At 55.5% G+C, this 21,007-nt stretch carries 14 protein-coding genes; 9 read left to right on the forward strand and 5 right to left on the reverse strand.

The window, feature by feature from the left end; translation table 11 throughout:
• Positions 1-9: 9 nt before the first annotated feature.
• A complete protein-coding gene (locus Dvar_RS03790; RefSeq protein ID WP_419660399.1) occupies positions 10-1,353 on the reverse strand; it encodes a hypothetical protein in 1,344 nt (447 codons plus the stop codon).
• A gap of 647 nt (positions 1,354-2,000) precedes the next feature.
• Between Dvar_RS03790 and Dvar_RS03795 the strand changes: the two genes are divergently transcribed.
• Positions 2,001-3,329, forward strand: coding sequence for an ammonium transporter (locus tag Dvar_RS03795; protein ID WP_419660400.1), 1,329 nt, complete (start codon positions 2,001-2,003; stop codon positions 3,327-3,329).
• 292 nt (positions 3,330-3,621) lie between these two features.
• A complete protein-coding gene (locus Dvar_RS03800; RefSeq protein ID WP_419660401.1) occupies positions 3,622-4,104 on the forward strand; it encodes a hypothetical protein in 483 nt (160 codons plus the stop codon).
• A gap of 143 nt (positions 4,105-4,247) precedes the next feature.
• On the opposite strand, the gene lon is transcribed toward Dvar_RS03800, so the two are convergent.
• Positions 4,248-6,755 (reverse strand): endopeptidase La, encoded by a 2,508-nt coding sequence (gene lon, locus Dvar_RS03805; protein WP_419660402.1) that lies wholly within the window; start codon positions 6,753-6,755, stop codon positions 4,248-4,250.
• Between the two features lie 186 nt (positions 6,756-6,941).
• Here lon and Dvar_RS03810 point away from each other — a divergent pair, with 186 nt between their 5' ends.
• Positions 6,942-7,895, forward strand: coding sequence for a MerR family transcriptional regulator (locus tag Dvar_RS03810; RefSeq protein WP_419660403.1), 954 nt, complete (start codon positions 6,942-6,944; stop codon positions 7,893-7,895).
• Between the two features lie 34 nt (positions 7,896-7,929).
• Here Dvar_RS03810 and Dvar_RS03815 read toward each other — a convergent pair whose 3' ends face one another.
• From Dvar_RS03815 to Dvar_RS03825, 3 genes are all read right to left on the reverse strand, one after another.
• Positions 7,930-9,519: a hypothetical protein gene (locus Dvar_RS03815; protein WP_419660404.1), complete on the reverse strand. Its 1,590-nt coding sequence runs from the start codon at positions 9,517-9,519 to the stop codon at positions 7,930-7,932.
• Positions 9,520-10,138: 619 nt separating this feature from the next.
• Positions 10,139-12,403: an NADP-dependent malic enzyme gene (locus Dvar_RS03820; RefSeq protein ID WP_419660405.1), complete on the reverse strand. Its 2,265-nt coding sequence runs from the start codon at positions 12,401-12,403 to the stop codon at positions 10,139-10,141.
• Between the two features lie 34 nt (positions 12,404-12,437).
• Positions 12,438-13,268, reverse strand: a complete 831-nt coding sequence (locus tag Dvar_RS03825; protein ID WP_419660406.1) for an undecaprenyl-diphosphate phosphatase — start codon at positions 13,266-13,268, stop codon at positions 12,438-12,440.
• A 322-nt stretch (positions 13,269-13,590) separates the two neighbouring features.
• Between Dvar_RS03825 and Dvar_RS03830 the strand changes: the two genes are divergently transcribed.
• The 6 genes from Dvar_RS03830 (at position 13,591) to Dvar_RS03855 (ending at position 20,967) form a co-directional block, all read left to right on the forward strand.
• Positions 13,591-13,998 carry an anti-sigma factor family protein gene (locus Dvar_RS03830; protein ID WP_419660407.1) on the forward strand — a complete coding sequence of 136 codons (408 nt, stop codon included), beginning with the start codon at positions 13,591-13,593 and terminating at the stop codon, positions 13,996-13,998.
• The gene (locus Dvar_RS03835; protein WP_419660408.1) at positions 13,995-14,459 is read left to right on the forward strand and encodes a periplasmic heavy metal sensor; all 465 of its coding nucleotides are present in this window, start codon (positions 13,995-13,997) and stop codon (positions 14,457-14,459) included. The genes Dvar_RS03830 and Dvar_RS03835 overlap by 4 nt, the downstream gene beginning before the upstream one ends.
• A complete protein-coding gene (locus Dvar_RS03840; RefSeq protein ID WP_419660409.1) occupies positions 14,456-15,010 on the forward strand; it encodes an RNA polymerase sigma factor in 555 nt (184 codons plus the stop codon). Before Dvar_RS03835 ends, Dvar_RS03840 begins: the two co-directional genes overlap by 4 nt.
• A gap of 104 nt (positions 15,011-15,114) precedes the next feature.
• Positions 15,115-16,566 carry an efflux transporter outer membrane subunit gene (locus Dvar_RS03845; protein ID WP_419660410.1) on the forward strand — a complete coding sequence of 484 codons (1,452 nt, stop codon included), beginning with the start codon at positions 15,115-15,117 and terminating at the stop codon, positions 16,564-16,566.
• Between the two features lie 25 nt (positions 16,567-16,591).
• Positions 16,592-17,815, forward strand: a complete 1,224-nt coding sequence (locus Dvar_RS03850; RefSeq protein ID WP_419660411.1) for an efflux RND transporter periplasmic adaptor subunit — start codon at positions 16,592-16,594, stop codon at positions 17,813-17,815.
• On the forward strand, positions 17,812-20,967 hold the full coding sequence (locus Dvar_RS03855; protein ID WP_419660412.1) for an efflux RND transporter permease subunit: 3,156 nt from the start codon (positions 17,812-17,814) through the stop codon (positions 20,965-20,967). The genes Dvar_RS03850 and Dvar_RS03855 overlap by 4 nt, the downstream gene beginning before the upstream one ends.
• The last annotated feature ends 40 nt before the right edge of the window (positions 20,968-21,007 follow it).

The following is a 21,007-nucleotide window of genomic DNA, read 5'->3' on the forward strand; positions in this document are numbered from 1 at the left end:
ATTGCGATTTTAATTGAAGCAGGTGCCGGGCGGTGGCTGCCGGCGGTGGCGGTGTCGGGCCATCCATTCATATTTGGCCAGGACCAATTTGAAGTTTTCCTTCCCGGAAAGCTCACGCAAGTACAGATCCGAGAGGTACCAACGCTGAGAAAATCGGCCCACGGATCTGAAAATCTCACGATTTTCGGTGACCATCAGGTCAAAGGCCCTGCGTCGCATGCCCAATACCTGTGAAGCCATCTCGAATGGCGTAAAACCGTGGTAGGGGTTGCCGTACTCATCGCGCCGGTGGGACGGTCGCAGGATCTGTTTTTCAAGATCGATACCGTCTTTTTGGCAAAGCAACTGGCTGGTCCGGCCGTTCAGCACATCAAGCAAGGGCCGGACATGCAGACCCTGCCGGGATCGGGGTAGAACCGACAGCGCCAGGGTCGGTTTTTGCCGGATTATTGCATCACAAGCATCAAGAATTTTGCGGACCCGCCAGTTGGCAATGTACTTGGCGTTGCCCTGCTCGTATGTCCACAGGCTTCGGCCGAGAAAGTATTTGGCGCCGCGTCCGCCATTGTCGATGACAAACTTCAACGCTTCTCGAATGTCTGCATACAGGGTGTAACCGTTTTTTCCGCCGAGCACAGACGCCCGCAACCGGTCCATATCCATCCTGCTGTCCGTTTGGAGAACGTTTTCAGTGGCCTTTCTCAGCGCTTCGGCATGCTCGGCGATGTGTATCGGCACGCTTTTGAGTGCTCCGGATTCATACCGGGTAACGGACTGCTTGAGTACCGATGTGGGGTGCAGGTCCAGTTTTTCTTGCAGATAAACCAGCGTCGGTCGAATCTGGGTATAGGGCACGCGGCTGGCGGGAGACAGTGCCGAAAATTCATCCAGCCACTGTTTCAGAAGTGGTTCATCAATGCCTGCCTGGGCGAATTTTTGCTGCATGGTGTGTACGAGTTTGCCGTTGACGGCCTTGATTTTGCCGTTGAAAAGGCGATGGTCGACTTTATGGGATGCCGGCAGTCCATGAAGCTCTCGAAAAAGATCTGCGCGCGTTAACCCGTCATTGAGATAGAGCCATAAGTCGACCATGTTTCTGAACATCCGGCCATCGACTTTCAAGGGGGCCTGGGCGGGCGGCGGGCCGCCAAAAAGTCTCGTATAGTGGCGATAACTGACCGAGCGCACCCGCCGGTGAATAATATTATAGATCAGCATGTAGGACACGCCCGTACGCTTGGCCAGAACCGGCACCGATTGAGTGCCGTTGACCTGGAAAAGACGTTCAAGGTCTGTTCCCGATAACGTAATTCGGGGTTTTGGGGAAACGTTTCGGTTCCGATTGGTATTCATTGCTGGGCCCATCCTACCGTTTTGGCTGTACGGGTCATTCATCCCTTTATCCGTCAATGGCCAGGGATATTTGTCTATTTTTTGTCTAATATTTAACACTCCTACAGTAATTGCCGAAAAGGGTTTGTCAATAATGATAACTGGCTACAATTGTATGGAATTACATAACCGGTGGGCGTCACTGGAACAGTATTAGACAATATGTTGACAACCAGCGTGGCCATCCTACGCTTATTCCCGGGCACCCGATTATCACTCCTTTTCTTGCCTCCCTCTGCCGGTCTGGGTGGCGCTGTTTTGTCCTGACATGCCCCGCCGAATCCAATCAAGATGGACGGTGATCAGTTGTAATTACTTTTTGCCATTATGCTAAGTTATTATAATTAAATACAAATTTGTCTCGTAAATGGCCAAAAATTTTCAAATTTGTAATATTTAATCTGCCGTCCATGCTCAATTATCGAAAATTCATTGTCGAATTAGTATGTTAACAACGACCTACAAAAAGGTATGTAGTGTGCATGTCAGTGCCCGGTTGACACAATTGTTGCGGATTTTTAACTGATCCGCCGGTTTTTGCGGTGTGTTGTGTCATCTCCCCCCGCCATACTCATTTTTAACAGTCGAAAAGGAAAAGAGGAGGATTGATGAGGTTTTTGTTAAAAATTGCAATTTTGGCATTTTCGGTTTTTCTTTCCGCCGGCGTTGCCTTGGCCGCCGATCCAACTGTCGTGGACACGGGAACGACGGCCTGGATGCTCATCTCCACGGCACTGGTGCTGCTCATGGTGCCCGGACTGGCCATGTTCTACGGTGGCCTGGTGCGGACAAAAAATGTTTTGGGGACCATGATGCACAGTTTTGTCTCCATTTCGATTATCGGTGTACTGTGGGTGGTTTGCGGGTACGCTCTGACCTTTGGCGACAGTATTCTGGGTGGATTCGTGGGCTGGAGTGGCGATTACTTTCTGCTTCGGGGGATCGATGAGACCATCACCAACGGCGTACCTGAATACGTGCTGGCCATGTTTCAAGGCAAATTTGCCATCATCACACCGGCACTGATCAGCGGGGCCCTGGCCGAACGCGTCTATTTCAAGGGCTATACCCTTTTCATTGTTCTCTGGTTTCTTTTCATATACTGCCCGCTGTGTCACTGGATCTGGGCGGCCGACGGCTGGCTGTTCAACAGCGGCGCCAGTGGTGTGATCGATTTGGCCGGCGGACTGGTGATCCATGTTTCCGCCGGGATCAGCGCCCTGGTGGTGGCTATTTACCTGGGACCGCGCAAGGGGTATCCGAAATCCTCCATGGCACCCAACAACCTGGTGATGACCATGATGGGGGCCGGCCTGTTGTGGGTGGGGTGGTTCGGTTTCAATGCCGGATCCACGGTCCAGAGCGGTCTGGACACGGCCAGAGCCTTGACCATGACCCAGGTGTCCGCGGCCAGTGGCGCCTTGACCTGGATGCTGATCGAGGCCTTTGCCTTCCAAAAAGTCACCTCTCTGGGCTTTGTCTCCGGAATTCTGGCCGGCCTGGTGGTGATTACGCCTGCCGCCGGGGTCGTGCAGCCCGGTGGCGCCATCATTTTGGGTGCGCTGTCCTCGGTCATCTGCTACCTGGCGCTCAACGCCAAACTCAAGCTGGGGTATGACGACAGTCTGGATTGTTTCGGTATTCATGGCGTCGGCAGCGGATTGGGGGTGTTGCTGCTCAGCTTTTTTATCCGTGACAGCTGGATGGCGGCGGCCAGGGAAAACATCGCTGGATGGTCCAGCTGGGATCAACTGTTGGTCCAATTGAAAGGCATGGGGGTTACAATCACCCTGGCGGCCGTGGGAACGTTGATCATTTGCCTGTTGATCGAGAAGAGTATCGGTTTTCGAATTGATGAGCAGGGTGAATACGACGGCCTGGACAAATCCCTGCACAGTGAAAACGGGTATGGGCTGATTTTCCCTGAATCCAGGTAGTGTCCATCCAGAAATGGCTAATTTGCCCGATATCGGCGTTACACCAAAAATTTTATCCTCGGAATATCACTCATATACCTGTGGTAAAATTTTTGGTGCGCCTTGATCTCGAACAAATTTTCCTATTTCTGGATGGACACCATGTCGTTATTATTCAGAAATGGCGAATTTGCCCAAATTGCGGATGTTGTAAAAAATTCCGGGTAGTCACTTGATATTGATGAAAAAAATCTCAAATTAAGGTATATTGAAATTGCCGTTACAGCGATCAACCCCAACAATGGAGGTGAACATGCGTGAACTAAAGACCCTCACCCCTGAAGCCTTACCCGCTGCTCTTGAGAAAGCCCATCAGTATCGACTGCTTAGTGAACCGTATGAGTCGGAAAGCATTTGCATGGACATTCTGGCCGTTGAGCCCGATCACCAGGAAGCCTTGTATACCTTGATACTGTCATTGACGGACAAGTTTGCCTACGTCGGGTTGGAGCCGTCATTCGATCAGGCCATGGATGCCACGACCCGGTTGAAATCGGCAAATGACAGAGCCTACTATACCGGGCTGATCTACGAGCGGCGGGCCAAATACCATTTTCGCCAGGGCGACCCCGATGCAAAGGCCACGGCCTATGCCTGGTTCGATAAGGCCATGAAAGAATATAATCAGGCCATGAATGGTGGCGTTGCGGAACATCAGGATGCGGTATTACGGTGGAATTCGTGTGTCCGTTTCATCGGCAGCCATTCGGAGCTTAAATCCTTTGATGCCGATTAGAACAGGGCGGGCATCATCATTCACCGGATAATAACGAAGCCGGCCTGCCACGCTACTCATGGCAGGCCGGCAAAGGCAGTCAGCCAACCGTAATCCCTATATGCTGAAGGTACGGGGCGAGCCGGGGCATCTTTCACCAAGTACTACACCACGGTCACCAGGTCGACGTCGCAGTCTTCGTTATGCGATGGGGATAATCCGTCCATCTCGGTTTCAATGGTTTCATCAACCACTGCCTGGCCCGTAAATGCGGCGGCAATGGCTTCATCGATCTGGTCCACCATCACAATCTCAACATCCTTGACAACCTCTTCGGGCAGTTCATCGAGGTCTTTTTGGTTTCGCTTGGGCAGCACGATTTTTTTCAGACCGGCACGATGGGCCGCCAGGGCCTTCATCTTTATACCGCCCACCGGCAGCACCCGGCCACGCAGGGTGATTTCCCCCGTGATGCCCACATCACTGCGCACCGGCTCACCCCGGAACAGACTGACCAGGGCCATGACCATGGCCACACCCGCTGACGGACCGTCCTTGGGCAGGGCACCGGCGGGGACGTGCACGTGCACATCCGTATTTTCAAAGGCTTGCGGATCGATGCCCAAGGGCACGGCTTTGCTGCGCACATAGCTGAAGGCGATTTCGACGCTTTCCTTCATCACATCGCCCAGCTGGCCGGTCAAGGACAGACGTCCCTTGCCGGGCATGCGGGTGGCTTCGATGTAAAGGATATCCCCGCCAACGGCGGTCACCGCCAACCCCGTGGCGATGCCCGGCAGGGTAATGGCTTCGGTTTGCTCGGCTTCGAACCGCTCTTTTTTCAGGTAGTCACGGACCATTTTTTCGGTCACCACCACGTGGGACCATCCGTTTTCGGTTAATTGAACAATGCCCTTGCGGCAGATGGCGGCGATATGACGTTCCAGGTTGCGTACACCGGCCTCGCGGGTGTAGTCGTGGATGATCTTGAGTAGCGCATCCTGCATGAACGTCACTTCTTCGTCTTTCAGACGATGGGCGGCCAGCTGGCGCGGAACCAGATGCCGTTTGGCGATCTGAAGTTTTTCCAGGGCGGTATAGCCGTCCAGGTTGATGATCTCCATGCGGTCGCGCAAAGGCCCCGGAATGGTGTCCAGCTGATTGGCCGTGGCAATGAAAATGACTTCGCTCAGATCAAAGTCAACATCCAGGTAATGGTCGCGGAAACTGTTGTTCTGGGCCGGATCCAGCACTTCCAGGAGGGCACTGCTGGGATCACCCCGCCAGTCCATACCGACTTTATCGATTTCATCGAGCATGAACACCGGGTTACGTGTACCGGCGCGTTTGACGGCCTGGATGATCCGCCCGGGCATGGCGCCGATGTAGGTGCGGCGATGGCCACGAATTTCAGCCTCATCCCGGACACCCCCCAGGCTCATGCGCGTGAATTCTCTGCCCAGGGCCCGGGCCACGCTTCGGCCCAGGCTGGTTTTACCCACCCCCGGGGGGCCGGCCAGGCAGAGAATAACGCCTGTGGCACTGTTATCATCCTGCTCGGTGGAATCCGGCTGACGGCCTTGAACCAGGTGGCGCACCGCCATGTACTCGATCAAGCGGGACTTGACATCCTCCAGGCCGTAGTGGTCTTCATCCAGAATCCTGCGTGCAGCGGCAATATCGCCGCTTTCCTCGCTCAGGGTCTGCCAGGGCAGATCGATCAGCCAGTCCAGGTAGGTTTTAATCATCGGATACTCGGCTGACTGGGGCGGCATGTTTTGCATCCGCTCAAGTTCCCGGGTGGCTTCTTCGCGGGCTTCATCGGGCATCTTGGATGCGTTCAGCCGCTGGGCGTATTCATCGGCTTCCGAACCCGGCTTTTCATTCTCATCGCTTTCACCCAATTCCTCTTTAATGGCCTTGAGCTGTTGCCTAAGAACAAAATCCCGCTGGGATTTGTTCATTTTTTCTTTGACTTCGGATTGGATTCGCCGGCCAATGTCCAGTACTTCCTTTTCTTGAGACAAATGCAAGAGCAGTTCCCGCATCTTCTCGCTCACGCTGTCCATCTCGAGAATGGCCTGACGTTTTTCCATGGGGATGTCCACGTTCAGTGCCGTCACATAGGCCAATTGGAGTGGATTCTTGATCTGATCAATCGATTCAATGACCTCTTTGGACGCCTTGGCGGTCATTTTCAATACGGATTTGACCATATCCACCAGTTGCCGCTGCAACGCCTCCATCTCCAGACCGGTTTCCAAGGTTTCCGGCGCGTAGTTGACACTGGCCGTTAAATGAGGTCCATCCGGATGCCATGTGTCCACTTTGAACCGATGCAGGCCGCTCATCAGTGCCATCATGACGCCTTCTTCGTTCTTCTTGACATGCAGAACCCTGGCCATGGTGCCTATCTCGTAAAGCTGGCCGGGAACCGGGTCCTCTACCTCCGGATCCTTGACGGTTAGAAGGCCCACAAAGCGGTCGGCCTCCATTACCGATTCAATCATTGGCGCGGATTTGAAAGAAATCATGAATGGAACCTGCATTTGGGGAAACGCCACCATATTGCGAACGGGAAGAATCGGTACCTTGCCGCTGAATTCCTCACCGGAACCATGATCTTCCGGATTCACCGTGTTGCTGTCTTTCATTTCAACGTCTTTATTCATAATCTTATCCTATCGTTTGGGTCGTGCTCAGCGTTCGTTTTTCAAACAGGATCTTAGACAAATCTTAAACACAATATTTACAAAGGCAACCAAGTTTGACAAAATAGATACCGGACATATTTTTAACACTTTTTTCTCCTTGCGCTTCAAACGGTGGTGGGCTGTATATCCTGGCGGCTGACTCAAATGGAAAGGATCAATGGGGTGGGGGTGACACCGGGGGGATTTTCAATCGGGTATGTGAGCCAGCAAACAGGCCTGTCCTCCCATGTTATTCGGGCCTGGGAACGTCGCTATGCGGCAGTGAGACCCAAACGAACCAACAGTGGAAGGCGCATCTTTACCCAATCGGACATCGAGCGGCTGAATCTGTTCAAGCAATTGTTGGAACAGGGACACAGAATCTCGTCCATTGCCGGCCTGGATCAAGGTACGCTGGTCGAACTGACCGGAACTGCGATGCAAAATCAATCATCGCCGTCATCCCGTTTTGGCGCGGGCGCATCGCCGGCCGTCAGCGATCCGGCTGAGCTGGTGGATGGGTGTCTGGATGCCGTGCGTCAGTTGGACGGGAATCGGCTGTTTCAACGGTTGCAGGAGGGGGTGCTTCAGTTAAGTCGTCAGGCCCTTTTGGAAACCGTTGTCGGGCCGCTAATGAAACAAGTGGGGCACGAGTGGGTTGAGGGGACGCTGCGTATTGTTCATGGCCACCTGGCTGCAGTGGTGGTTCATGCGCTGCTCAATGGGATGCTGACCACTTGTCTGGGTGAAGGTGATGAAAAGCCTTGCATGCTTGTCGCGACCCCGGCAGGTCAGCGCTGCTACCTGGGGGCCCTGGCCGTGGCGATCATTGCCCAGGATCATGGCTGGAAGCCGACCATGCTGGGGTTTAACCTGCCGGCCGAAGAAATCGCTGCCGCCTACACCATCATAAAGCCCCGGCTGATTGCCCTGAGTATCACCAGTCGTGTGGATGATGCGTTCACCACCAGCGAACTCAAGCGGTTGTGCGAGATGATCGACAGCCGTTGTTCGATCATTATCGGCGGACAGGCCAGCCGTTTCTACCACCGCTATATTCATTCACTGGGCTGTGGGATGTGTACCACAGCCAAAGCAATGATGCGTCAGCTTCACTAGTCCCGAAGTCCCGATTTTTCCCAAAACAAAACATTCAGTTTTCGGCTTGTTCCTGCTCGGTCTGCAAATCGACAATACCGGTGACAAACAGGGACCGGATTTCCTGTGCCATGGGGGGTGCATCAGAATTCTGAGGCAGTTCCGATAGTTGAGCAAAAATTTTGGGAATTAGCCGTCTGTCACGATAAATGCCGAAGGTAATCCCTTGCACCTGTTGTTGTGAAAAATGGCCAAACGCCGATTTGGTGATCAGAATGCCGCCGCCCTGGGCAATGGCCGAGAGATGATACGCCTGATCCGCCGCCCCGCCGGGTAGCATAAAGGCCATGCTGGCGGTAATATCCTCGTGCGGGAGAAAATCCTTACCACTGCTGATCCCCATGTTAAGGCGAATGTCGGCAAACCATCCATCATTGCCTTTCAGCGACGCCTCGATTGTGCGAACTGTTTTTCTCAGATCAATAGCACAGCGGATGGCATCATAGGCCGGATCCGTACCCGCACGCTGAGGAATGATATACTGAACTTCTGTGCCGCTGCGTTTGGCACGCTGTCCACCGTAAGAATTGACGATGCGGTCGCTCTCATTCCAGATGCGGTTGATCAACTGATAATAGGTTTCCGGTAAAAGCGCATGCACCAGTCTCTGGGAATTCTCGAGCCTTGCCGAAATGACGCTGAAGGGTGTTTTTTCTTCAATGGATTTTGCAGTTGACGGGGTATTGGAAAACGGTTTGTCGACCAGGTCATAAAAAAAAGTCTGCCAGTATTCTTTTTCAAAAACAAAAAGGGCGCCCGTTGACAGTGTGATGGCATATAAGCGCATGTTTTGCATGCGGCCCTTTTCATCTTCGAAGCGAATCGGGCAGCTGTCGATGCGGGGACGACCGTTTTGGGGACGTTCCATGAAAAATTTTGGATGTTGGAGCCCTTCCAGATTCAGTGATACCGAAGGGGCCATGCGTTTGAAAATTGTCGCCGGTGTCATGTCTTCCAAAAACCGATAGATAAAGGAAAACAAGGGCTGCCAATTGAATACTAGTTCTTTCAGAGAGGCCCTGAGCAGAATGTCGAACACGCTACCAGACGGATCAATGTCCATTTCATCGCGGATGGTTTCAAACAGGTCGTCATCTTCGGCAATGGTGACCCATCCGATGCGCATTTCCTGATCCACAAAAAGAGCAGATCCTGTGATGGCATCAGCAGGAATGGAAAAATCAGGTGGAGATATGTCGGTGACGCTTTCCTCGATTACCGGTTCAGTTGATTGCACCGTCGAGACGGGAAACGGTTCCACCGGAACATACTCAGGCTCATCGGCCCGTCCGAATCGCCTGGCAATGGTTTCGACAGATTCACCCTCATCCCGAAGCAATTTCAACATGGTCACATGTCCCAGGATGCTTTTGGAAAAATAGCTTTTTTTTCGGTTTGCATCATGAAGGGTCGGCTTGACCCGCATCAAGGATTTCGGCAGCATATCCATTTGAATGAACTGGAGCAGATCATTTTTGGATATGCCGGTGGCGTCGATCAGCTCTTTGGCCGACAGCCAATGGTCATCTTCTTCATAAAAATAGGACTGGGTCTCGGGGATTCGCATTGCGGTTTGTAGAGTCATTTTCCTTTTCCATCTAGCGTCCGCGGCTTGGTTCACTGGCCTGCGCGCGTCTTCTTGTCACATCCGGTGTTGGCATTTCACAATTGCTACAGTCGACTGCTGCTAAACAATGGCAATTTCCTGGGGTCAACGTCCACTCCCCAAATGATCAGGGTAACCACATATACAACCGATCAAATACGGTTTCCCTGCCCAAATGATATTGGACCAAAAAAAGTTACACAATTTTCATGCCATTTTATTTATTTCGGATTGGTTTACCCAACGATGGAAGGCGATGGACGCAATCGATAGATGGCCCTGGGACGATTTTTATTCCATCTGCCAGGGTTGTTAAAAATGCTTTTGAACTTGGTGGTGAACATTTGTAACCATTAAAAAATATTGGTTTTTTATTGTTGATTAGAGGGTGCTGCGGGGCTGGAAAGATCGGTTGCAGAACCGGGCGCTGCACATTGGGGTAAGAAGCATTGGGTGTTTTCGGCAATGATGACCCGGGGGCAAAAAAGGCTGATCGTCAAAGATGCAAAAAAGAAAAAACCAAGACCAGATTTCCATTTTTACGGGAAATCTTTTGAAAATGGGAAAAAATGGGTTGAGCTGATGTTGCTCCCCGATCCTATCCTGGATTGGCATCGACCATCTGCGCTTGTACGGCGGTAATAGCAATCAGATCCACCACGTTTTCCACATCGGCGTTGCGCTGAAGGACGTTGAAGGGGCGATCAATGCCCATCAACAGCGGGCCGACAACCTTGGCCCCGGCCAGCCGGTTCATCAGCTTGTAAGCGATATTGCCTGAAGTAAGGTCTGGAAAAATAAGTATATTGGCTGCCTGTCCCAATTGATTGAAGGCAAAGTCTGTATTGAGGATACTGTCCATCACGGCTGTGTCGGCCTGCATTTCACCATCCACCAAAAGGTCCGGCTTAATTTTGCGCACCTGTTCAACGGCCTGGGCCACAAGCTGGGTCTGTGCATTGCGGACACTGCCGAAATTGGAGTAGGAGAGCATCGCCACCCGGGGCTGCATGTCGAAAAAAATCGCCATTTCACTGGCCAGGATGGCAATTTCGGCCAGGTCCGCCGCATCGGGATGAACATTGACCGTCGTATCGGCAAAAAGCAGGGTGCGGTTTTTCTGGATGACCAGGTAAAGTCCGGAAACACGTCGGATGCCGTTACGCCGCGGAATCACCTGGAGTACCGGCCGGATGGCGTTGGGATAGGTCTGGGCGATGCCGTGGACCTGACCGTCCACCAGGCCCTGGCTGACCAACATGGCGCCGAAAATATACGGATTGTTCAGTTGCCACCGGGTTTCGTCAAGGGACCACCCTTTACGCCGGCGTAGCCGGTAAAGGGTGTCGGTGAAATGCTTTGTCTGATCATTATTGCGATGGTCCAGAGTCTCGATGCCGGAAAGGGGGATTCGAAGGGATGCGGCCATTTCGTTGATACGGGCGGCATCACCCAAAAGCAGCGGCTGGGCGATGCCTTCCTTGGCCACATGGTAGGCGGCACGGATGATTACCGGGTGATCCCCTTCGGGCAGCACAATGCGCATTGGGCGGCGCTGGGCGCGAAAGATAATTTTGCGCATGATCTCACGCTCCGGTCCCAGGCTGGCTTCCAACTGCTGGATGTAGGCCGAACGCTCGGGCAGAGCCGCCCGTGCCACACCGGTGGCCACGGCGGCTTCGGCCACGGCCGGCACCACCTTAAGCAGCACGCGGGTGTCCAGGGGTTTGGGGATAATGTAGTCCGATCCAAAATGGATCGGCTGTCCGCCGTAAGCCCGGATCACCGCATCGGGAACGTCTTCGCGGGCCAGCTCGGCCAGCGCGTGGACGGCGGCCTCTTTCATGGCCTCGTTGATCTGTGTGGCGCGAACGTCCAGTGCCCCCCTGAAAATGTAGGGAAACCCCAGCACGTTGTTGACTTGGTTGGGAAAATCCGATCGGCCGGTGGCCACGATGGCATCGGGCCGGGCTGCTTTGGCGGCATGGTAATCGATTTCCGGATCAGGGTTGGCCAGGGCGAATACAATGGGATTGGCGTTCATTCGTTTGAGCAGGTTGGGGGTAAAGGCACCCTTTACCGACAACCCTACAATCATGTCCGCGCCGATAGCCGCCTCTGCCAGTGTGCGTGCATCCGTCTGGCTGGCCAGGGCCGCTTTGTATGGATTCATACCGGCGGCCCGGCCATGGTAAACAGGCCCCCGGGTATCGCAGAGGATCAGGTTTTCCGGTCGGATGCCCATTTGGATGTAGAGTCGGCTGCAGGCGATGCCGGCCGCCCCGGCGCCGTTGACCACCACGCGTAGCTCCTCAAGGCGCCGGTGAGTGAGGGCCGCCGCATTGAGCATGGCCGCCGCGGAGATGATCGCCGTACCGTGCTGATCGTCGTGAAACACAGGAATACCCATCTGGACTTTGAGGGTTTCTTCGATATAGAAACAGTCCGGTGCCTTGATGTCTTCCAGATTGATTCCGCCAAAGGTGGGCTCCAGCAGACGTACCGTGCGGATAAACTCATCCGGATCGGTGGTGTCGACTTCCATGTCAAACACGTCGATATCGGCAAAGCGTTTGAATAGCACGGCTTTGCCTTCCATGACCGGTTTACCGGCCAGAGGGCCGATGTGTCCCAAGCCCAGTACGGCTGTGCCGTTGGAGATGACGGCAATCAGGTTGCCACGATTGGTGTAATCGTAAGACGCGTCCGGGTTGGCCTGGATGGCCCGGCAGGGTGCCGCCACCCCGGGGCTGTAGGCAAGGCTGAGATCGCTTTGGCTGAAAAAGGCTTTGGTCGGAACCACTTCGGTTTTGCCGGGGCGGGGTTCACGATGATAACGAAGAGCGGCTTCATCATTGGGCATGGTGCCTCCATATATATGATGTCGCCGTTGGCGATCATCCGATAAGATACAATCCGATGGTAATGACCCCCACCAACCAGCAGTAGGGGGTAAAACGGTGTAATTGCCCCCGATCCACCACACGCAGAAGAATCACCAGGGCTAACCAACCCACAAGTGCCGATGCCACCGAACCCACAACGATGGTTCCCAAAGGGATGCTGGTTTGCAGTTCCGGCTCATCCATTCCCAGAACCAGCGCGCCGACAATGGCGGGAATGGACAGCAGAAACGAATAGCGGCCGGCGACCTTGCGGTCCAGACCGAGGAATAATGCCGCTGAGATGGTCGATCCGGAACGGGAGATTCCGGGTAGAATCGCCAATCCCTGAACCACTCCGATAATCAGGGCATCCATGAACGTGGCGTCTGTGATTGAGCGTCCTTTTTTGCGGACCAGGCGGGTCAGCCAGAGCACTGAACCGGTGACGATCAGCATGCATCCGACGATGGCTGTAGACCCGAAAAGCTGATCCGTGATTTCTTTGAACAGCAAACCGATGATCGCCGTGGGGATACTGCCGACCACGATCAACAGCGCCATGCGTACCTGCGGATCGGTCCGGAACAGCCGCAAGAGGCCGCCGGCCGGTTTAATCTGGCCGGGAATCCGGACCAGGGCAATCAGAATCTCGACAATCTCGCGGAAAAAAACAACCAGTACAGCTGCTAGGGTACCAACATGCAGACAGATATCAAAAAGCAGCTCTGGTTCCTGGAGCCCAAACAGATTCTGAAACAAAACCAGATGGCCTGAACTGCTTACCGGCAGAAATTCGGTCAACCCCTGAACAACACCTAAAACGATCGCTTCGACAGTATTCAACGCTTCTCTCCATTTCTAATTATAGCCGCGACACCATACACTGTCGCCCCATCGTTGTCCATCGGCCAACCAGGGAATAATTCAAAAAATAGTCATGAAATCTTTGTTTATGTCCGCCCAATTCAGTTTTTTGCCCATTTGTGGATCTGCTCAATCCAATGTGCCATCTGCAGCGTTACTCCCGATGATTCTACATTGGGGGTTTTAAAAAAACTTCTTAAAAAATGACCCCCAAAAGCGCAGGAAAATACAGGCTCATGCGTTTATTAAAAAAAAGCCGCTTGATTGGCAAACACCAAGTTACATGGATCAGGAGGAACGCGTGAACTGTAAAAACTGTACGAACCGGTTGAGTGCCTGGGTGGACGGTGAATTATCCGTATCCGAGGCTGAGCGGATCACCCGTCATCTTAAGGCTTGTCCGGCTTGCAGGCAACATGCTTCAGAATTACGGGAGATGAGCGCCGCCTTGGACCGCTTGCCGTCCCTAAGGGCGCCGTCCGCCTTGTCGCGACGGACACTCAAGGCTTACCGGATGGCCATGGAAAGACCGGGCATGGCCGATTGGTGGCAAAGCCTGAACCTGGTCATGCGCAGTGCGGTTTGCGGTGTGGCCTTAGGCGGCCTGCTTTGCGGTGCGGTGCTGGGCACCAGCCTTGTCACACTTGCGCCCACCGGCAGTGCCGGCCCCTATCAAATGCTTAACGCCAGCGAAGGATTCTACCCGTGAGACTCTTCCATAAACGTCTGTTGATTTTGTTTTCGGTGGCGCTTAATATCGGGTTCGTGATCATGGCCATCGTGATGATGGCTCAGCACCATGGGGCATCTCGCAACCGCTCCTATCGCGCGATAGTTGATATTGTACAGCAATTGAACTTGCCCGAGGACCAGCAGCGCACCGTCTTGAAGACAATTGAGCAGTTCAGAGAGACATTGGATCAGCATAATCAGAATCTGAAAGCGGCCCGTAGCAACATTGTTCGCCGGTTGGCGGTGCGCGGCCCTGTGGACCGCAGCCAGCTTCACCCGTTGACCAATGCCATAGGGGCTGAGGAAAAGCTTAAAAATGAGGCTTTTGAAGCCCACTTTATGGACCTTAGAAACCAACTGGGCAATGAAAAGGGCGCTGAGTTTTTTAGCCTGCTGCTGGCGCATTTTGACACCAAGGACAAGACTCATCATCCATGATCTTTCGTTCCAGTCACCGCCGCCTGAGCGACGCCGATCTGGTCGCCGATGTCGCCCAGGGGGATGAACGCGCCTTTGCTGAGTTACTGCATCGCCATCAGAATGCCGTTTATGCATTCGCCTGCCGCATGCTGCAAGACCCCCAGGAAGCCGAAGATGTGACCCAGGAAACCTTTTTACGACTGTATCAAACATCAAGGCGCTATCGACCGACAGCTTCCTTGAGGGCATACCTATTAAGAATAACAAAAAATATATGCATCGATCATTTCCGAAAAAAGCGTCCTGAATTGATGGATGACCTTCCCGATCCCGCCACCCCCCAAACCCCCCAGGACCTTCTCGAGGGGGCCGTCACCACAAAATACTTGGAAAAAGCCATCGACCGGTTACCGGTCAATCAACGCACCGCATTGCTCTTGCGCCACACCGAGCAGCTTTCGTACAGCCGGATCGCCGAGGTCATGGACGTATCTATTGGTGCCGTCGAGTCTTTATTGGTGCGTGCCCGCCGAACACTGAAACAGCGTCTGGCCGACCTTCAGGAATGAAAAATCAGCTTTGTAACATTTTTTTGCGCAGGTTTTTGGTGTGCCGGTCGTTATAGATGGCAAGTCGCGATACAAGGCGGCCAAGAATACCTGACGGAGAGACCATGATTCGATTGCTTGTTATCATCATTACCGCTTTTAGCGTTGCCGGTTGCACCCTGTTTCAGCCGGCAGTCCGGCCGGACACGCCCATTGCCCTGCCGGATCACTACGCGTTATACACCACCGATGATCCCGGCCCCGGCCGATGGTGGGAAGCCTTTGGCAGCGACAGCCTCAACCGTTTAGTGGAAGAGGCCTTGACTGGTAATTTTGACGTACGCACAGCCTGGGCGCGGTTGCAGCAGGCCGAGGCCGTGGCTCGCCAGGCCGGTGCTGACCTTAAACCGACCATTGACGGTGTGGCCGGTGCCGACAAAAATTGGCAGCAGACCAGGACCGACGATGCCGGTACCACCCACACACAGACCAAAACCTTCAGTGCCGGACTGACCGCCGCCTACGAGCTCGACCTGTGGGGACGGCTGGACGCCCTGCGCCAGTCCGAGGTGCTGGAATTTGAAGCGGTTCGCGAAGACCTGGACGCCGCTGCCGTGACTGTATCGGCAGCGGTGGTGGGCGCCTGGATCGACATCCTTTCTTTACGTCGTCAGATCGATATTCTGACCGAACAGATCGATATCAACCAGCGCATGCTGAAATTGCAGGAGCTGCGTTTTGTCAATGGCCAGGCCAATGCCCTGGACGTCTCCCAACAGAAAGAAGCCCTGGCCGCGGCCAAGGCCAAGCTGCCCATGCTGCAGCTCGATGAACAGGTGCAGCGCAACGCTCTGGCGATATTGCTGGGTCGGGCCGACAGCCACAATCTGGCCGTTGATGAGGCCACGCTGCCGGATCTGATTCCACTGCCAAAGGCCGGCCTGCCGGTCGATCTCTTGGCCGCCCGCCCAGATATCCGTGCCGCCGGCCTGCGGCTCAAGGCGGCTGACTGGCAGGTCAGCGCCGCTCGTGCTGATCGCCTGCCGGCCATCGTTCTGTCGGCCGATGCGGCGTTTTCCAGCGATGCCCTGGATCTTTTGTTCAGCAACTGGATCACCACCCTGGCGGGCAGTATTACCGGTCCCATTTTTGACGGGGGCAATCGGGCCGCCGAGGCGGACCGCACCCGGGCAGCAGCCGATGAAGCCCTGGCCGCCTATGCCCAGATCGTGGCCGAGGCCATCGGGGAAGTTGAGGACAGCCTCGTCACCGAGACCCGGCAGACTGAATACATAGTGCTTTTGCAAGAACAGTTGGGCGCCTCACAGACCACCTTGCGGGCCGCCCATTTGCAATACATGAACGGACAGGACAATTATCTGGATTACCTGACCGCCTGGACCAGTGTCCAGGACCTGCAGCGCCAGCTGGTGGATGAAAATGCCACCTTGATCAAGAACCGGGTGACCCTGTACCGCACGCTGGGCGGTGATTGGACCGGCACGTTGCTCGGTGAGCGCGCACCGCAAAAGACGCCGTCGACGACATCATCCTCAAAATCATCTTCAAACGGATAAAGACGACCCCATGGAGTCAGTTGATATGACAGAGACCAAAACCAAAGCATCCTTTTTCATCAAAGTCGGCAAATTCCTGATCCCGCTGCTGCTGCTCGTGGCCGGTGGTGCGGCCTATTCCTACTTCAAGGCCACGGCGCCGGTGATGCGGCGCGCCACGCCCCAGCGGCAGGTGACTGCTGTTGATGTGCAGACCGTTCAAAAGCAGGACGTGCGCACGGTCGTTTCGGCCATGGGCAGCGTTGTCGCCGCCCGCCAAGTGACCCTCAAGGCCCAGGTGGCCGGCACCATTATGTCGGTTTCATCCCGGTTCATCCCCGGCGGGTTGATTCCCCAAGGAGCCGAGCTGCTCTCCATCGATCCATCCGATTACGAGGTGGCGGTGCAAAAGGCCCGTAGCGCCCTATCCGATGCCAAGGCGTCCCTGGCCATTGAGCAGGGCAGCCAGACCATTGCCCGCGAGGAGCTGCGTCTGATTTCCGATCTGTCCACCGACGGCGTGGCGCAGACCGACCTGGCCTTGAGAAAACCCCAGCTGCAGCAGGCCCAGGCTGCCGTGACCAGCGCTGAGGCCGACCTGCGCCAGGCCATGCTGGATCTGAACCGCACGGTGGTCAAGGCACCCTTCAACGCCATGATCATTACCCGGGACGTTAACGTGGGTACCTCTGTGGGGGCCCAGGAGAGCCTGGTGGCCCTGGTGGGAACCGATGAATACTGGATTGAAGCGGTCGTCTCCCTGGATCAGCTTTCCCTGATCGATATGGACCATCCAGGCGGTTGCCCGGCCCTCGTGCGTTCCCAGGCCGGTCAGGGACAGTGGCAGGGCCGGGTGATTCAAATCGCCGGTAAACTCAATGCCACCAGTCACATGGCCACGGTGATCATTGCTATCAAGGATCCATTGGGCGCAGGCGCGAATCTTGCGGCGGGCCGGTTGATGATCGATGATTACGTGAATGTGGATATCACCGGCCGACAGCTTGAGGGGGTGATCGAGCTTCCCCGGTCCGTTTTGCAGGACGGCAATACCGTATGGGTCAATACGCACAACACCCTGGATATCCGCCCGGTCAGCCTGGCCTGGAAAAGTGTTGACAAGGTCTACTTAAAAAGTGGGGTGCAGCCGGGCGAAGCCGTGGTGATGTCGGCCCTGTCCACGCCGGTTCAGGGAATGGCGTTGAAGATTGCCGGTGCTGATGTGCACGAGCCGAAAAGTAACATGGCCGGGAAGGGGGATATCCAATGAAAACAGAATCCAACACCCGCCTGAACCACGGCCCCCTGGCCTGGATGGCGGGCAACTCAGTGGTCGCCAACCTGTTGATGTTCGTGTTTCTGGTTGGCGGGCTGATTATGGGCTGGCATATCAAGCAGGAGGTCTTTCCCGATTTTGTCATCGATAAGGTGGAGATTACCGTGGCCTATCCCGGAGCGAGCCCGGAGGAGGTCGAAAACGGTATCGTGCTGGCCATCGAGGAGGCCATCCAGGGCCTGGAGGGGATCGATGAAATCAGCTCCACAGCCACCGAAGGCAACGCCAGCATCACAGTGGATGTGCTCGAGGGTGCCGATGTGACTCGCCTGTGGCAGGAGATCAAGGCCGAAGTGGATCGCATCGATACCTTTCCCGACGAGGCCGAGCAGCCCCAGGTGGCCATTGCCGATCACAAGCGCGGGGTGCTGACCCTGGCCCTTCACGGCCAGGTGGATGAATTGACCCTGCGCACGGCGGCGGATACGGTGCGTGACGCGCTCCTGACCAATGATCATATCACCCAGGTGGAACTGACCGGGGTCAAGGATTACGAAATCCAGGTGGAGATTTCCCAGGCTACTCTGCGGCGCTTCGGCATCACCCTGGCCGATGCGGCGGATGCCATTGCCGCGGCCTCGGTGGAGCTGGGGGGCGGAAGCCTGAAAACCGAGGGCGGCGATATCCTGGTGCGGGTCAAGGACCGGCGCGATTATGCCGGCCAGTATGCCCGGCTGCCCCTGTTGACCCAGGCCGACGGATCGCAATTGCTGCTCGGCGACGTGGCCACGGTGCGTGAGGGGCTCGAGGACGCCAACACTTGGGCTGAATTTGACGGCCATCCGGCGGTCATGATCGATATTTACCGGGTGGGGGACCAGACGCCCACCGAGGTGGCTGATGCCGGCCGGGCGGTCCTGGCCGATCTTAACCAGATCCTGCCCGAGGGACTTGCGCTGACCGTTTTGGAAGACCATTCGGAGGTGTTTAGCCAGCGCGCCGAACTGCTGGTCAAAAACGCCTTTCAGGGGTTGATTCTGGTTTTTATTTTTCTGGCTCTGTTTTTGGAAACCCGGCTGGCCTTCTGGGTCAGCTTGGGAATTCCGATTTCATTTCTGGGGTCATTTGTATTTTTGTCGGCAACGAATTTTACCATCAATATCATCAGTATGTTCGCCTTTATCGTAACCCTGGGGATCGTGGTCGACGATGCCATTGTGGTCGGCGAAAATATATACCACTGGCGCCGCAAGGGGCTTTCGCCACTATCGGCCGCCGTGGCTGGTGCCCGGGAGGTGGCCCTGCCGGTGGTCTTTTCCGTATTGACCAACCTGGTGGCGTTTTTGCCGATCATGTTCGTGCCCGGTTTCATCGGTAAGATTTTCAAGGTCATTCCCCTTGTGGTGATCGCCGTGTTCGGCGTTTCCCTGATCGAGAGCCTGTTTATCCTGCCGGCCCATCTGGGACACAGCCGCAGGCAGGGAGCGATATGGCCGTTGAATCACCTGGAACGCTGGCAGGCTCGCTTCAGTGAGGCCTTTGAACGGTTTGTGCGCCGGCGTTACGGGGCATTTCTGGATCTGATGATCCGGCAGCGCTATGCGGTGCTGGCCCTGGGTCTGGCCCTGATGCTGGCCCTGGTCGGGTATGTGACCTCGGGGCGCATGGGCATGGAGATATTCCCGCGCAGTGAATCGGATTTTGCCTATGGGTCCGCCACCCTGCCATACGGTAGCGCAGGGGCACGCTTGAAAAGCGTTGAAGCCCACCTGGTGGACTCCGCCCGGGCGGTAATCGCCGAAAATGGCGGTGTCGATCTGGCCAAGGGGGTGCTCAGCACGGTCACCGACAATACGGTGACCGTGCGGATTTTCCTGACGGCTGCGGACCGGCGTCCCCTTGCAACATCCCGGGTGATCGCCCTTTGGCGTCAGCGTGCCGGGACCATGACCGGATTGGAGAGCCTGCGTTTCGAATCCAACATGGGCGGACCCGGATCAGGCAAAAACCTCACGGTAATGCTCAATCACAGCGATACGGATATTTTGGATGCGGCCGGTGAAGAACTGGCCGCCCAACTGGCCCAGTTTTCCATTGTGCATGATATCGACGACGGGTCGGCGCGGGGCAAACGGCAGTTCGATATCCAGCTAAAGCCCCTGGGCGAGCGCATGGGCCTGACCTCCCAGGCCGTGGCCCAGCAGGTGCGTTCTGCCTTCCAAGGGGCCGAGGCCTTGCATCAGCAGCGCGGCCGCAATGAGGTCACCGTGCGGGTCAGTCTGCCGGAACGTGAGCGGACCACCGAGGCCACTTTAGAGGATCTGATCCTGCAGGCGCCCGAGGGCGAGGTCCTGCTGCGCGATGCAGTGACGATGACCGCGGGCCGGGCTTATACCTCGATTGGGCGCACCAACGGGCGCCGGGACATCGAGGTGACCGCCAACGTCACCCCGCCGGCCCAGGCGGAAAATGTCATGCGCGAACTGCGTGCCACCATTCTGCCTGATCTGGTCGGGCGTTACCCCGGACTGGCTTACAGTTACGAAGGCCACCAGGCCCATATCCGTGAGAGCCTCGGCTCGCTGGTGACCGGTTCGCTGCTGGCCTTGTTCGGTATCTACGCGCTGCTGGCCATACCGTTTAGAAGCTACAGTCAGCCGCTGATCATCATGTTCAGCATCCCCTTCGGAATCATCGGTGCCATTTTGGGCCATATTCTGATGGGGTATGCCCTGTCGCTGAACAGTATTTTCGGCGTGGTGGCCCTGTCCGGGGTGGTGGTCAACGACTCGCTGGTGTTGATCGATCTGGCCAACCGCAATGTCAAATCCGGCATGGGGCATAAAGACGCCGTGCATGCCGCCGGCATTCAACGCTTTCGGCCGATCCTGCTGACCACGGTCACCACTTTCGGCGGCCTGATGCCCATGATTACGGAAACCTCTTTTCAGGCGCGGATGATGATTCCCATGGCAATATCCTTGGGATTCGGCGTGGTCTTCGCCACCCTGATTACCCTGGTGATGGTGCCCTCGCTGTATCTGATTGTCGAGGATGTGACCCGATTGGTGCGGCGGCGTGGCACCGACGTCCAGTCTGCGGGGCATGGAAGAAAGGCGCCTGTGGCCGGACCGGCTACGAATTAGAGCCCATTTTTGATAGGCTGATTTGCCCGCCGTTCTGCTG

Origin of the sequence: Desulfosarcina variabilis str. Montpellier, from assembly GCF_048565275.1 — a bacterium.
GTDB lineage: Bacteria > Desulfobacterota > Desulfobacteria > Desulfobacterales > Desulfosarcinaceae > Desulfosarcina > Desulfosarcina variabilis.

Bases quoted from the DNA above. Each gene is read 5' to 3' on its own strand.
- Dvar_RS03790 (WP_419660399.1), bottom strand. From the start codon at position 1,353: ATGAATACCAATCGGAACCGAAACGTTTCCCCAAAACCCCGAATTACG.
- Dvar_RS03795 (WP_419660400.1), top strand. From the start codon at position 2,001: ATGAGGTTTTTGTTAAAAATTGCAATTTTGGCATTTTCGGTTTTTCTT.
- Dvar_RS03800 (WP_419660401.1), top strand. From the start codon at position 3,622: ATGCGTGAACTAAAGACCCTCACCCCTGAAGCCTTACCCGCTGCTCTT.
- lon (WP_419660402.1), bottom strand. From the start codon at position 6,755: ATGAATAAAGACGTTGAAATGAAAGACAGCAACACGGTGAATCCGGAA.
- Dvar_RS03810 (WP_419660403.1), top strand. From the start codon at position 6,942: ATGGAAAGGATCAATGGGGTGGGGGTGACACCGGGGGGATTTTCAATC.
- Dvar_RS03815 (WP_419660404.1), bottom strand. From the start codon at position 9,519: ATGACTCTACAAACCGCAATGCGAATCCCCGAGACCCAGTCCTATTTT.
- Dvar_RS03820 (WP_419660405.1), bottom strand. From the start codon at position 12,403: ATGCCCAATGATGAAGCCGCTCTTCGTTATCATCGTGAACCCCGCCCC.
- Dvar_RS03840 (WP_419660409.1), top strand. From the start codon at position 14,456: ATGATCTTTCGTTCCAGTCACCGCCGCCTGAGCGACGCCGATCTGGTC.
- Dvar_RS03845 (WP_419660410.1), top strand. From the start codon at position 15,115: ATGATTCGATTGCTTGTTATCATCATTACCGCTTTTAGCGTTGCCGGT.
- Dvar_RS03850 (WP_419660411.1), top strand. From the start codon at position 16,592: ATGACAGAGACCAAAACCAAAGCATCCTTTTTCATCAAAGTCGGCAAA.
- Dvar_RS03855 (WP_419660412.1), top strand. From the start codon at position 17,812: ATGAAAACAGAATCCAACACCCGCCTGAACCACGGCCCCCTGGCCTGG.